Source organism: Desulforegulaceae bacterium (genome assembly GCA_034006035.1).
GTDB lineage: Bacteria > Desulfobacterota > Desulfobacteria > Desulfobacterales > JACKCP01 > JACKCP01.
The window spans coordinates 103,607-117,544 of the sequence record JAVETN010000008.1 but is presented as its reverse complement, the minus strand read 5'-3'; the positions used below and the strand labels follow the sequence as shown (position 1 = coordinate 117,544).

9 protein-coding genes are annotated in these 13,938 nt (G+C 32.7%); 2 read left to right on the top strand and 7 right to left on the bottom strand.

Annotated elements, in window-relative coordinates; translation table 11 throughout:
* Positions 1–370: 370 nt before the first annotated feature.
* From RBR53_07955 to lepA, 3 genes are all read right to left on the bottom strand, one after another.
* On the bottom strand, positions 371–3,409 hold the full coding sequence (locus RBR53_07955; protein MDY0132587.1) for an AAA domain-containing protein: 3,039 nt from the start codon (positions 3,407–3,409) through the stop codon (positions 371–373).
* Positions 3,410–3,499: 90 nt separating this feature from the next.
* Entirely contained in the window at positions 3,500–4,291 is a 792-nt protein-coding gene (locus RBR53_07950; GenBank protein MDY0132586.1) for a DUF169 domain-containing protein, read from the bottom strand.
* A 179-nt stretch (positions 4,292–4,470) separates the two neighbouring features.
* Positions 4,471–6,294 carry a translation elongation factor 4 gene (gene lepA / locus RBR53_07945; GenBank protein ID MDY0132585.1) on the bottom strand — a complete coding sequence of 608 codons (1,824 nt, stop codon included), beginning with the start codon at positions 6,292–6,294 and terminating at the stop codon, positions 4,471–4,473.
* A 146-nt stretch (positions 6,295–6,440) separates the two neighbouring features.
* Between lepA and RBR53_07940 the strand changes: the two genes are divergently transcribed.
* Entirely contained in the window at positions 6,441–7,352 is a 912-nt protein-coding gene (locus RBR53_07940) for a diguanylate cyclase (GenBank protein MDY0132584.1), read from the top strand.
* 38 nt (positions 7,353–7,390) lie between these two features.
* Here RBR53_07940 and RBR53_07935 read toward each other — a convergent pair whose 3' ends face one another.
* From RBR53_07935 to RBR53_07920, 4 genes are all read right to left on the bottom strand, one after another.
* The gene (locus tag RBR53_07935) at positions 7,391–8,377 is read right to left on the bottom strand and encodes a rhomboid family intramembrane serine protease (GenBank protein MDY0132583.1); all 987 of its coding nucleotides are present in this window, start codon (positions 8,375–8,377) and stop codon (positions 7,391–7,393) included.
* A 95-nt stretch (positions 8,378–8,472) separates the two neighbouring features.
* Positions 8,473–9,321, bottom strand: coding sequence for a carboxylating nicotinate-nucleotide diphosphorylase (nadC, locus tag RBR53_07930; GenBank protein ID MDY0132582.1), 849 nt, complete (start codon positions 9,319–9,321; stop codon positions 8,473–8,475).
* On the bottom strand, positions 9,321–11,984 hold the full coding sequence (locus tag RBR53_07925) for a valine--tRNA ligase (GenBank protein MDY0132581.1): 2,664 nt from the start codon (positions 11,982–11,984) through the stop codon (positions 9,321–9,323). The genes nadC and RBR53_07925 overlap by 1 nt, the downstream gene beginning before the upstream one ends.
* 183 nt (positions 11,985–12,167) lie before the next feature.
* Positions 12,168–12,893, bottom strand: coding sequence for a hypothetical protein (locus RBR53_07920; protein ID MDY0132580.1), 726 nt, complete (start codon positions 12,891–12,893; stop codon positions 12,168–12,170).
* 167 nt (positions 12,894–13,060) lie between these two features.
* On the opposite strand from RBR53_07920, the gene RBR53_07915 reads away from it, so the two are divergent.
* The gene (locus tag RBR53_07915; GenBank protein MDY0132579.1) at positions 13,061–13,795 is read left to right on the top strand and encodes a 16S rRNA (uracil(1498)-N(3))-methyltransferase; all 735 of its coding nucleotides are present in this window, start codon (positions 13,061–13,063) and stop codon (positions 13,793–13,795) included.
* Positions 13,796–13,938 lie beyond the last annotated feature (143 nt).

Genomic DNA, 13,938 nt, shown 5'->3' with positions numbered 1-13,938 from the left:
GCCTTGGTGAAATGGTAGTTATGGTGGGAAAACTTGGAGGATATCTGAACAGGAAAAATGATCCTCCAGTTGGACATCAACTAATTTGGAAAGGTTATAATCTTTTACAGATTATGTGCGAGGGATATTCCTTGAAAGAATATCCCTGAGAAAAAAATGTGGGTAAAGGGCAGAGCTAGAGCTTGGGAACGAGGCCCGAATAAAAGATGGGGTAAGGGCAGAGCTGGAGCTTGAGAGCGAGCCAAAACAGAAAAGATTAAAAAAACTAATTATTTTATATGTTAAAATTTAAGATAATTTGTTTTATTTAGATGTTTAAGAATTGCAAAAAATGGGTTTTGTAACGATTAAAAATGACAGAAGATAAATTTTATTTTAATTCACTGAGCATAGACCTTAAAATTCCAGATGGTGAGGATTTCCCGGAAACACCAAAAACATCAGGATCTCCAAATAATACAAAAGCATCTTTGGCACGGGAAACAGCAACATTCAGCATATTTGGACCATTGTCATAAAATTTTCCCATTTTTTTATCAGACTCACCATAAACACTGGAAAAAAGAATGATTAAACGCTCATCGCCTTGAAGGCTGTGTACTGTTCCAACAGTAACTCCTTTAATTTTCTTTTTAAGAAGCTCTTTTTTTATAAAACGAGCCTGGGTGCTGAAAGGGGTTATTATTCCAATAGATTTTTGAATAATTTGATTATCTTCTATATCTTTTAAATCAGGGCTGGCTTTCTTTACATATTCAACAATTATTGATTTGTGTTTATCAAGCCAATTGGCTATATAAACAGCTTCATCAAAATTTCCTCTGCTACCACCATAGGATTTTGAGTCTTTTTTTATACTCACCATTGCCATGGTTTTTCCCCATGGAATTGAAACTTTAGGCTCTCCCCTTAAAGGCTTAAGCACTCCCTGATAAACCAGTTCATTACAATAGTTTACTATACTGTTATAACAACGCCTGTGTTCTGTTAAATACAAACCTTTCTGAAGCTTGGTAAACTGATGATAAAGGCATTGTCTCTGAGCCACTTTCATTACATTGCCGCTTGAAGCTGTCAGCCCGCTTTCAAGCCAAAAATCATTATAATCTTTTTCATTTTCAAAAAGATTGAAAATTTGAAGATTTGATCTGTCAACTCCAGGAGAAATACTCCACACAGGTTCAATCTGATCAGTATCTCCTACAACAAGGGCTTTTTTTGCAAGAGCAAAACACGGTGCAGATACTTCTGGAAGAGCCTGCCCTGCTTCATCTATAATTAAAAGATCTATTTTTTCATAAAGAGGAAGATGTTTCCAGACATTGTCTTCAAAAACACTTGCTTCAAATGTTTTTGGAAGCATATAAAAAGTTGAAACAAAACAAGGGGTAAGTTTTGCAAATCTTTTTAATTTTCCAAGGACTCTTTTATCTGATTTTTTATCAGAGTCTCTGGTTGGTAAAAATGAATTTAAATCTATAAGCCATCTGGCTTCCCAATAATGTGTTGAAAGTTTAAAAAGTTTAAATCTTAGCACCCTGTCATTTATTTCGTTTACCTTATCATTTAAATCTTTTGATAAAAGCTCAATATTGGAGTGGGTTTTTATCCATAAATTAATTTTTTCTGATGCTTCTTTATAAGAGTTATAAAGATTTTGAAGACAGCCAATTCTTTTTTTGTAATTTTCCTGTTTTTGAATTGATTGATTTTCCATTTCATTCAAGATTTTTTCTGCAGATTTATCTGATTTGTCTTCCAGGGGAATTCCCCATTTATTAAATAAAATTGCATTTTTATAATATTCTGAAGTTTGAACAAACTTGAATTTGATAAACAAATTTGTTAAAATTTTTCTTTTAGACCACAGGTTCAGAAGTTCATCTTTTTTCAATCTTATATCTAACAATTCTTTTTCAGGAAGATTTAAGCTTTCAGATAAAAATTCAATCTCGTTTTTTAAAGAATCAAGATCTTTAAATTTGCTGAAAATTTCATTTTCATATGTTTTAAAATTTTTAAGTGTATCTATTCCCTTGATAATTGCTTTTTCTGTTTTTTTTATTTCATTATGAAGGTTTATTCTAACTTCTTTAAGGCTTTCTGCTTTTTTATTTTGCCATTTACCTGCTTTTTCAAGAAAAAACTCAACAGCACCATCAAAATATTCCTGAGTATGCAAATATTCCATCAATCCTTCGCCTTTGGGGCCAAGATACATATAAGGGTTGGATTCTTTTGCTTTTCCTGAGGAACAACAATAAAGCCCATAGCTTGAAATTTCTGGGATCCATCTTCCTTTTAAACTTTCCTCCAGTCCTTTTTCATCAACTCTGGCAAAACTTTCTAGAATATTTGTAACTGCCTGATTATTGTTTGAGGTTGCTGCAATTAAAGGAGGCTCAGTTTCTTCAAGGGCTGCTTTTGACCACAAACTTGCTACTACAGATCTTAAAAGAGTTGTTTTTCCAGTACCCGGGGGTCCGTTAACTGCAAGAATTTCAGGATTGTTGTTTTTTAAAAGATGGTGAAGTGCATTTCTTTGATTTAAAGATAAAGGAAACTCCCCTGTCATCTGCCCCAAATGCTGTTTTGATAAATAGCTGTCATCTTCCAAATCTCTATATGGTATAATTTCAGGTGAGGATTTTGCACAAAACATTTTATATAAAGGAATTTCAGAATTGGTATCTAAAATTGAATCAATTAATTTTATAATTCCTTGTTTTGCACCCACAACCGGAGGTTCTTTTACCTGAATCAAAAAAACATTTTTAAGCTCATAATCGTTATTTAATATTTCAAGATCATAAATAGATGTTTCTTTAGTTTTTAATTCAGGATCTCCTGGGAAATATTCAGTGCTCAAAGCTGAACAAAGCATTGAAGTGCAATATTTTCTAACATCATCCCAGTTTTCCATGCCTTGATAAAGATTTTGACTAAGAAATTTATCAATTAGAAAAGAATTTGTAAAAGTAATAGACTTGCCTTGATTCGGTGAAATCCACTCCCTAGGAATCCACGGGGCTTTGGGAGAAGGTTTAAATTTTCCGTCTTCATCAAGAATTATAAAAACCACTAAAGGGATCAAAACTTCATTTTTAATATAACTTTTTTTACCGCCAATTGTTTTTAAAAAATCAACTCTTGGGTAAATAACCAACTCTGTTTCTTTTGAGTCTGAATTTTCCTCTTTATTTCTTTTTTTAACAATTTCCTTTGCCAGGTTTTTATCAATTCTTCCTTCAAACCAAGCTTTGCAATCAAGACTAATATAATCTGAATTATTTTTTTCAGAATCTGATGGCCCAAGAAAAGGAAGAATATCTTTATCTTCCGGGCACTTCCTTTCTGAATCAATTAATGACTGTCTGAAATATTTTGTTATATTTCTAAAATAATCCATATTTAGTTTTGATTTTCTTAATTATAAAATTTAACAGTTCAAACTTACTTAAGCTTATTAACTCAACTTAAGTAAATATCTTTTATAAATTTATTTTTCAACTTCTTTAAACTTAATCAAAGGACAGTTTAAACAAACATCAAGTCCAGGCCAAGGTTGACCGCCCTTACCCATAAGAGAAGGTCCTCCGGTTTTTTCAATTCTGTAAAGAAGGTGTTCAGCTGTTTTTAAAACCTGATCACCGGGAATAAAAAGGTTCATATAATTCATTTCTGTTTTTCCAGAACTTTTTGAGCCTGCACACATAGTTGTCATATTGGCGGTATTGTTTAAAAAAGAGTAAACACCTCCAGAACAAACAGCAGAGTTGGGAGTTGCAAGAAAACTAAGATTTGGTTTGTTCATTGCACCCATATAGTCGTTTAAAATATGATAGGCCTGATATGGAACAACCATAAAAAAAGTAATATCAGGGCCAAAATCCAAATCATCATAGTCGTTTAAAGGAGCCATGAAAATACCTTTATATTTACCTAGCTCAAGTCTTGCCTTTTCCTGGGGAGCTCTCCATGAAAGTTTTTCATCAATTAAATATTTTTCATGACTTTTGCCATCAATTTCTTGTTCAAGCTCTCTAAAACCAAAAACCGGCTGGGCATTTTTACACTCAAGCTTCTCAGGACTTAAAAAAAGACGATGTTTGGCAGACCTTGAAGCTGCAAGATATTGACAATAAGATAGTTTTGGTTTTACTGTATGGGTAATTGGAAGTGTATTAATAATTGATTCATTGTCAATAAATTTTACACCCACAGGATCAAAATCCAGTCTGAAATTCCAAATAAAACTTTCAAATGCTTTGGTATAGGTTAATTTGTCCATTTTTACATTTCCCTTTGTGTAGTTTAAAAAACTCATATTAAACTTGATACAGCAATATTAATGCCATTTCAATTCTTTAGTTAATTAACCAAATTGGAAGTGCTGGATTTGGAAGAGAAAATATTTGATTCTATAATTAAAGCAGGGAAGCACTTTTAAAAAATACTCCCCTTAAAATTTTAATCGTCTTTAGTTTTAAGAACAGAAAGAAAGGCAGTTTGGGGAATTTCAACAGAACCTACCATTTTCATTCTTTGTTTTCCTTTTTTTTGTTTTTCAAGAAGTTTTCTTTTTCTTGAAATATCTCCTCCATAACACTTGGCAGTAACATCTTTTCTAAAAGCAGAAATTGTTTCCCTTGCAATAACATTTCCCCCAATTGCCGCCTGAATTGGAATTTTAAACATCTGCCTTGGGATTTCGTCTTTTAATCTTTTAACAGCACTTCTTCCCCTTGCTTCTGCATTTGCCCTGTGAACAAGCTGGGAAAGAGCATCAACTCTTTCTGCATTTACAAGAAAATCAAGTTTTACAAGATCGGTTTTATCATAATCATGGATTTCATAGTCAAAGGAACCATAGCCCTGGGTTACGGTTTTTAATTTGTCATAAAAATCATAAATTACTTCTGCCAATGGCAAAATAACTGTAAATTCAACTCTTTTAGTATCAAGATAAATATGGTTGACTTCCTTGGCTCTTTTTTCCATGCAAAGCTTCATTATTGCTCCTATATAATTATCTGGAACAATAATACTTCCTTTTATATAAGGCTCCATAACATATTCAATAGAACCTGGATCAGGATAATGAGATGGATTGTCAATTATTTTTTCTTCTGGCTCGTCATCTGTTTTCACTTTATATTGAACAGAAGGAGCTGTGATTATAAGAGATACATCAAACTCTCTTTCAAGTCTTTCCTGAACTATTTCAAGATGGAGAAGTCCTAAAAATCCGCATCTGAATCCAAATCCCAAGGCTGCTGAATTGTCTTTTTCATAAATAAGAGAAGCATCGTTTAATTTTAGTTTTTCAAGGGCTTCTGTAAGATTTATAAGCTCATCTGTTGAAACAGGATAAAGGGATGAAAAAACCATGGGCTTAACTTCCTTAAAACCTGAAATTGCCTTTTCGCAGGGTTCATCTTTTAAGGTTATGGTATCTCCTATCTGAACATCTGAAATGTTTTTTATTCCAGCTATAATATAACCAACATCTCCGGCCTGAAGTTCTTTTTGAGGAGCCATGGCTATCCTGAAAAAGCCTGCCTCTTCAACCTTGTAGCTTGATCCTGTGGACATAAAATTTACCAGATCACCTTTTTTAAGAGTTCCATCTATCACTCTTATCTGAACAATAACTCCTCTATAGGCATCATAATGGGAATCAAATACAAGTGCTTTTAAAGGTTTTTGCCTGTCTCCTTCAGGAGCAGGGATAAATTCTACAACAGCTTCAAGAACATCTTCAATTCCTATTCCTTCTTTTGCACTTGTAAGAATTGCTATTTCTGAATCAAGTCCTAAGTCTTCTTCAATTTGTTCTTTGACCATTTCAATATTTGCTGAAGGAAGGTCAATTTTATTTATAACAGGTATAATTTCTAAATCATGTTCCATAGCAAGGTATAAATTTGCAAGTGTCTGGGCTTCAACACCCTGGCTTGCATCTACAAGAAGTAAAACTCCTTCACAGGAAGTAAGAGCTCTTGAAACTTCGTAGGAAAAGTCAACATGCCCTGGAGTGTCAATTAGGTTTAAAATATAATTTTCTCCATTTTTCGCAGTATATGGAAGGCAGACTGTCTGGCTTTTTATTGTAATTCCCCTTTCTCTTTCAAGATCCATACTATCAAGAAGCTGATCTTTGAAGTCTCTGTCAGAAACCATTCCTGTATGCTGAATAATTCTGTCTGAAAGGGTTGATTTTCCGTGATCTATATGTGCAATCACGCTGAAATTTCTTATTTTATCAATGTATTTACTCAATTTGGGCTCCATAAAGAGTCGTTATTAAAAAATCTGATATTGACACAAAAAAGTTAATCTTATATCTATTTTAAGATATATTGAAGCTAATCTTTGTAGCAGTATCAGCCTGAGATGTCAATTTATACGCATTTTAACCTTCTATAAAGAAAATAATCATGGAAAAAATTAATGTTTTAATAGTAGACGATGATCTAGCTATAAGAGAAACCATGAAAGAATATTTTTTTTTATCAGACTATAATGCATACACTGTTGCCAATGCTTATGAAGCACTTGATTTCTTAAAACAAAACCCCCAAACAGATCTTGTTATAACAGATATTGTCATGCCTGGAATGAACGGACTTGAGCTTACTGAAAAAATAAAAAATCTTTATAACATAGACGTGATTTTAATTACTGGCTACACAGAAACTTATTCATACGAAAAGGCAATAAACAAAGGAGCAAGCGATATAGTTTTTAAGCCTGTGCGTTTTGAAGAACTTCTTTTAAGGGCTAAAAGAGTTTTAAGGGAAAAAAAGATTACCCTTGAAAAAAATGAAATGCTTGAAAAGCTTAAAAAGCTTGCAGATACAGACGGGCTGACAAAACTTTTTAATTCAAGAAAGTTTTATACAGAACTTGAAAAAGAAATTGACAGGAGCAATAGATATAATCATCCTCTGTCATTAATTATGCTTGATATTGATCATTTTAAAAAATTTAATGATTCTTTTGGACATCTTGAAGGTGATAAAGTTCTTTTCAGAGTTGGAAAAATAATTAGATCATATCTTAGAATAATGGATACTGCCTATAGATACGGAGGTGAAGAGTTTACAATGATACTTCCTGAAACCAGATCAAAAGAAAGTGAAATTGTAGCCCAAAGAATCAAAAAAAAACTTTTTGAGGAAAATTTTACAATTGAATTAAATGGATTAAAAAAAGATGTAAAAGTAACAGCAAGCTTTGGAGTTACCCAATATTTACCCGGTGAACCCACTTCTTCATTTGTAAAAAGAGTTGATAAAGCTCTTTATCTGTCCAAGGAAAATGGAAGAAACAGGGTAACTCTTATTTAAGAAGGTAATTAAACAAAGTTTTAAAAAAATATAAAAGTTTAAAACCTGAGCTTTGAATCAAAAGATGTTTTTATTCGCACTTCAATAAACAAATCCCCTTTATTACCAAAACTATCTGTAAAACCAAGCCCTCTTAATCTTAGTTTTTGCCTGTCCCTTGTGTTTGGAGGAATAGTTATTTTATAGAGTCTATTGTAAAATCCCCAGGGTATATTTGCCCGTTTTTTACAACCAGAAAGAGCTTCCAAAGCTGATATTTCAATCATTCCCATTGCATCGTTGGAATCAGGGATTCTCAATGTTTTTATAGTATTGATTTCAGGAGATTTTTTTCTTTGTAAACTTCCTTTAATTCTGTCTGAAAATTTAGAAGACGGAAGTTTACAAAAATATCCAACAAGAAAAGCTCCAGCAGCAAAACCACTTATATGAGCCCACCAGGCAATTCCTGAAGAAGTACCTGCTGCGTTTATAACTTGAATTATAAACCAGAGGCCAAGAAAAATAAAAGCTGGAATTTCTATAAACCAGGGAATAATTATTATTGGTATAACAGTAAGAATTCTTGCACCCGGAAAAAGAATAAAATAAGCCCCCATTATACCTGCTATTGCTCCGCTTGCTCCCACAACCGGTATATTGTCATTGATATTGAACATAAAGTGGGTAAAACCTGAAATAAACCCGCATAAAAGATAAAATAAAAGATATTTAAAAGGACCCAGCTTATCTTCAACATTGTCGCCGAAAATAAACAAACTCCACATATTCCCAATCAGATGAAGCCATCCTCCATGGAGAAACATAAAAGACAAAAAGGAAAAAATCTGTTCAAAAAAATTAAAATACTGAGAAATAGCAGGATTGGTATATCTTGCTGGTACAAGTCCATACTGATAGATAAATCTATCCATTCCCCCGGGATGACTTATTTCTATAAAAAATATAAATACATTAAGTCCAATTAAAGAATAATTTACAACAGGAGTTGTTTCAGATGGGTGTGAATCTCTTATTGGTATCAATTTTTTTCCCTGATATTATTTTTCCCTTTTATGTATTTACGGGAGTGGCAAAAACTCATGGTAACTATCTTAATTTAAAATATAAAACTCTCAATTTAGGTTTTTGTAAGATACATACTTATATCAACTGAAACAGCCTGGTGAATAAGAGCTCCACATGAAATAATATCAGCCCCGGTTTTTGCAAGTTGGGTAAGTCTTTCAATTGTTACATTCCCAGACACTTCAACAAGGGCTTTTTTGTTTATAATTTTGCATGCTTCCTTAATTTCTGCTGTGTTCATATTATCAAGCATTATCACATCTGCCCCGGCTTTAAGAGCCTGTCTTGTTTCATCAAAATCTTTTACTTCAACTTCAATTTTTACAAGGTGAGAAATATTTTGTCTTGCCATAGAAACAGCTTTTTCAATACTTCCTGCAGCTTCAATATGGTTGTCCTTGATAAGAACACCATCATAAAGTCCTGTTCTGTGATTTGATCCTCCTCCTGAATAAACAGCATACTTTTCCAAAACTCTAAGCCCCGGAGTTGTTTTTCTTGTATCGCAAAGCTTTACATGGGGATAATTTTTCAGCTTTTCTACATATTTATTTGTATTGGTTGCTATTCCGCTCAATCTTTGAAGAAAATTTAAAACTGTTCTTTCTGCTTTTAAAAGAGAACTCATTCTTCCCTTAACAGAAAGAATAAGATCTCCTTTATTTGTTTTTACTCCGTCTTTTAATAATTTTACAATTTTAAGCTCTGGATCTACTTTAAAAAAAACCTGTTCTGCAATATCAATACCGCAGACTATAAAATTCTCCTTTGCCTTAATCACAGCCTTGCCCTGCTCTTCTGGGTCGATAATTGATTGGGTTGTAATGTCTCCAGGTCCAATATCTTCAAGAAGAGCAAGATCAATAAGTCTATCAGCCAATGTAAAATCAAGTGTTTTCATCAACTGAGCAGTTCCTTTACTTTTGCAAGATGGGCATTTAAATCATCTAGTTTTTTTGAAAATTCCTCATGTTGGTTTTTTGTTTTTTCAACCACTTCTTCAGGAGCCTTGGAAAGAAAACTTTCATTTAAAAGTTTTTTACCCAAAAAAACAAGTTCCTTATCAACTTTTAAAATTTCTTTTTCTATTCTTGAAATTTCTTTATCAACATCAATTATGCCCTCAAGAGGAATAAAAATTCTTGTATCAGTACCAACAATACCTGCAGCAGCAGATTTTGGTCTTTCACCTGGCTTTTCAACCACAAGCTCAGAAAGCCTGGCTAGAGATTGAATCATTTCTTTTTCTGATTCAGCAATCTCAGTATGCATAAAATTAGCTGTTTGAAGATGAGCTTTTAAAAGCTGACCTGGCTGAATATTTATTTCACCTCTTATATTTCTGATCGAAGAAACAACACTCATTATATATTCCATATGAACTTCTGATTCCGGGTTATATGAAAGTTTTTGATCCTTTCTTTCTCCTGGATATCCTGAGTTCATTATTGAGCCCTTGGTTCCTGGAAGTTTATTCCAGATTTCTTCAGTAACAAAAGGTATAATTGGATGCAAAAGACTTAAGGCGTCTTTCATCACTCTTTGCAATACGCCTTTTGTTGCAATCATTTTTTCATTTCCATGTTTGCCAAAAAGCAAGGACTTTACAGCTTCCAAATACCAGTCGCAGAGTTCATGCCATACAAAATGATAAAGAGTAGCAGCTGCATCATTAAAACGATATGATTCTATTTCATTTTCAACTTTTATTATAATTGAATTAAGCCTTGACAGTATCCATTTATCAGGAAGAGATAGGTTTTTTTCATCATATTCATCATAACTTTTATCAAGATGCATAAGTGCAAATCTTGAGGCATTCCAAAGCTTGTTTACAAAATGCCTATAGCCGTCAACCCTTTTTTCAGACATTTTAACATCTCTTCCCATTGCTGCATAAATTGCAAGGGTGAATCTAAAAGCATCAGTACCGTATTCATCAATAACAACAAGAGGATCAATAACATTCCCCTTGGATTTACTCATTTTGTTTCCGTCTTCATCCCTTACAAGAGCATGGACATAAACATCTTTAAAAGGAATTTCTTTTTTAAAATAAAGTCCCATCATCATCATTCTTGCTATCCAGAAAAAAAGAATGTCAAATCCTGTTACAAGAACTGATGTTGGATAAAAAGTATTTAAAAGTTTTGTATCTTCAGGCCATCCCATGGTGGAAAAAGGCCATAATGCCGAACTAAACCAGGTGTCAAGGACATCAGGGTCTCTTGTAAGATTGGAACTTCCGCATGAATCACAAGTTTTTGGTTCTTCTGTGGAAACTATGAGTTTTTTACAATCATCACATGTCCAGGCTGGAATTTGGTGTCCCCACCAGATTTGTCTTGAAATACACCAGTCTCTAATGTTTTCAAGCCAATTAAAATAAGTTTTTTCCCATTGTTCTGGAAATACTTTTGTATCACCATTTTTAACCGCTTCAATGGCTTTTTCTGCAAGAGGTTTTGTTTTTACAAACCATTGTTTTGATAAGTTGGGCTCAATTATGGTATCGCATCTATAGCATTGACCTACGCTGTGTTTTATATTTTCCGTTTTTATAAGATAACCGCTTTTTTTAAGCTTTTTAACAGCCTGGTTTCTGCACTCAAATCTGTCAAGTCCTTCAAATTCTCCAGCTGCACTGGTCATTATTCCGTCATCATCAAGGGCTTTTATACTTGGCAAATTATGCCTGATCCCTATTTCAAAGTCATTTGGATCATGGGCAGGAGTAACTTTTAATGCCCCTGTACCAAATTCTGTATCTACATAAGAATCTCTTATTATGGGTATTTCTTTTCCGGAAAGTGGAAGAATAACAGTTTTAGAGTTAAGTTCACTATATCTTTCATCTTTGGGATTTATTGCAACAGCAGTATCACCAAATAAAGTTTCAGGCCTTGTAGTTGCAACTACAAGGTCTCCACTGCCATCAGGAAAAGGGTATCTTATATGATAAAGAGCACCGTCTTGTTCTTCATGCTCAACTTCAAGATCTGCAAGAGCTGTTTTACACCTTGGGCACCAATTAATTATATAGTCGCCTTTGTAAATAAGGCCGTCATTATAAAGATCTACAAATACTTTTTTTACAGCAGTGGAAAGGCCCTCATCCATGGTAAATCTTTCACGTTCCCAATCACATGAGGCTCCAAGTCTTTTTAACTGATTTATGATGGCACTGCCATACTGTTCTCTCCATTCCCAGACTCTTTCAACAAACTTTTCACGTCCAAGATCGTGGCGTGAAAGGCCTTCTTGTGCAAGTTGTTTTTCAACAACGTTCTGGGTTGCAATTCCTGCATGATCAGTCCCTGGCATCCAAAGGACGTTAAAACCTTTAAGTTTTTTATATCGGCATAAAATATCTTGCAAAGTAATGTTCAATGCATGGCCCATATGAAGAACACCAGTTACGTTGGGCGGAGGTATAACTATTGAAAAAGGAGGTTTTTCGCTTTGGTCTTCAGCTTTAAAATATCCATTGGTTAACCAGAAATCATACCATTTCTGCTCAACTTTATTGTGTTCATACGATTTATCCATACTATTGTCAGTCATTTTTAACTCCAAATTAGTTTACTGCAAAATTCGTTTTCCTTTTCAGGACGCGAATTGTTTTACAAGCCCATTTATTTAGCAAGTAAAAATTTTTTTTAAAAGCATTATTTGACGATAAATTTTTCTATAAAAATACAAAACCGCTTTAAAAGCGGTTTTAAAAAATTATATTTACTTATAACCCTATTTTTCAGGTAAAAACACTGATTCTTTTAATTCTTGAATTTCTTTTGTAACTGTTTTTTCAATTGTTTTTACAAGAAGGGCATCAATTTTTTCAGCAAATATTTTAGTAATTACTTTTTCAAGAACCTTTTCAAGCAGTTTTTCATCAATATTTAATGCTGAACTTTCTATTTCTAAAAAATCTTCCCTTGAAATAGATTCATTTTCTTCAAAAACTAAATCTTCAACTATTTCCTCTGTACTAAACTCATCAATTATTGAACTTTCATCAAAATCTAATTTATCTGTAAGTTCAAGAACTTCATTTTCTGCAACTTTTTCTTCCAGCTCTAAAATTTCATCTTCATCAAGTCTGAAGTTTTCCAAATCTAAAACTTCATCTTCAATTTTAAATCCATTTAAGTCTAAAACTTCATTTTCTATAACTTTTTCTTCCAGCTCCAATATTTTTTCTTCATCTAGCTTGAAGTTTTCTAAGTCCAAAATTTCATCTTCAATTTTAAATTTGTTTAAATCAAGGATTTCTTCTTCATCAACTTTTTCTTCCAACTCCAATATTTCTTCTTCATCAAGCCTGAAGTTTTCCAAATCTAAAACTTCATCGCCTGAATTATCACTTATACTATCTGAGTTAATTTCATTTATAACGACTTCTTCAAGATCGGAAAGGTCGAAATCGTCTTTTAAACTGTTTTTATTGGAATCACCGGATGGATTGTTCATTAAAAAAATACTCCAAAGTTAAAGAAATTTCTATTGAATTTCTAGTGGTTGACTGTCTTTTTAACTGAATTTAATTCCTTAATTTTACTTAATTGAAAACATATATTATGAGAAAAGAAATATAATCACCTTTTACAATAACATAAAAATTAATTGAGGCAAATAATATGAGAAGATTTTATAATGAAAAGCTAGATGAAACCACCAGCTCTTTTTCATTAAGCGGAAAAGAATCCCATCATTTAAAAAATGTATTAAGGCTGAAAGAAAATGATGAGGTTATATTCACAAATGGAAAAGGCATGGATTTTTTAACAAAAATTGTAAAGCTTGAAAAAAACGAGACACATTTTTCTATATTTTCTGCCTCAAAAGGTAAAAGTGATTCTCCTGTAGAAATTTCCCTTGGTTTTTCAATGATAAAAGGGAAAAAAAACGATCAATTAATAAAACCTTTAACTGAAATTGGTGTATTTGAAATTATTCCATATATTTCTAAAAGAAGCATAAGTTCACCTGATAAAAAAAAGATTTCAAATAAAATTGAAAGATGGGCTGAACTTTCAAAAGAGGCTTTAAAACAATGCGAAAGGTCTACCCTTCCAAAAATTAAAGACCTAAAAAGTTTTGATGAAATTATTGAAGCCTCAAAAAATTATGACCTTAAAATAATGTTTCACGAAAGAATAACAATTCCCAGCTCCAAACTTTTGGACAAATATAAAAATCCTAAAAAAATACTTGCAATCACAGGCCCTGAAGGCGGATTTACCGATAATGAAAAAGAAGCTGCTTTAAAAGCAGGATTTGAAACCATAAGCCTTGGCCCAAGAATTTTAAGAGCAGAAACTGCTTCAATTGCTGCTGCGGTTTTACTTCAACATATTTTTGGGGATTTATAAATTGGCTGGTTGTGGGGCTAGTTATTTGACTAGTTTTCAGCTTTTACCCTAGTTTTTAAAGAGCATACTCATTATTTTATAATTTTTTAATAAATACATTGCTGGACTAAGGTTTATGAGTATCTAAAAAGATTAACCCAAAA

Coding starts and splice junctions, on each gene's coding strand:
- RBR53_07955 (MDY0132587.1), bottom strand. CDS start 3,409: ATGGATTATTTTAGAAATATAACAAAATATTTCAGACAGTCATTAATT.
- RBR53_07940 (MDY0132584.1), top strand. CDS start 6,441: ATGGAAAAAATTAATGTTTTAATAGTAGACGATGATCTAGCTATAAGA.
- lepA (MDY0132585.1), bottom strand. CDS start 6,294: ATGGAGCCCAAATTGAGTAAATACATTGATAAAATAAGAAATTTCAGC.
- RBR53_07950 (MDY0132586.1), bottom strand. CDS start 4,291: ATGGACAAATTAACCTATACCAAAGCATTTGAAAGTTTTATTTGGAAT.
- RBR53_07915 (MDY0132579.1), top strand. CDS start 13,061: ATGAGAAGATTTTATAATGAAAAGCTAGATGAAACCACCAGCTCTTTT.
- RBR53_07920 (MDY0132580.1), bottom strand. CDS start 12,893: ATGAACAATCCATCCGGTGATTCCAATAAAAACAGTTTAAAAGACGAT.
- nadC (MDY0132582.1), bottom strand. CDS start 9,321: ATGAAAACACTTGATTTTACATTGGCTGATAGACTTATTGATCTTGCT.
- RBR53_07925 (MDY0132581.1), bottom strand. CDS start 11,984: ATGACTGACAATAGTATGGATAAATCGTATGAACACAATAAAGTTGAG.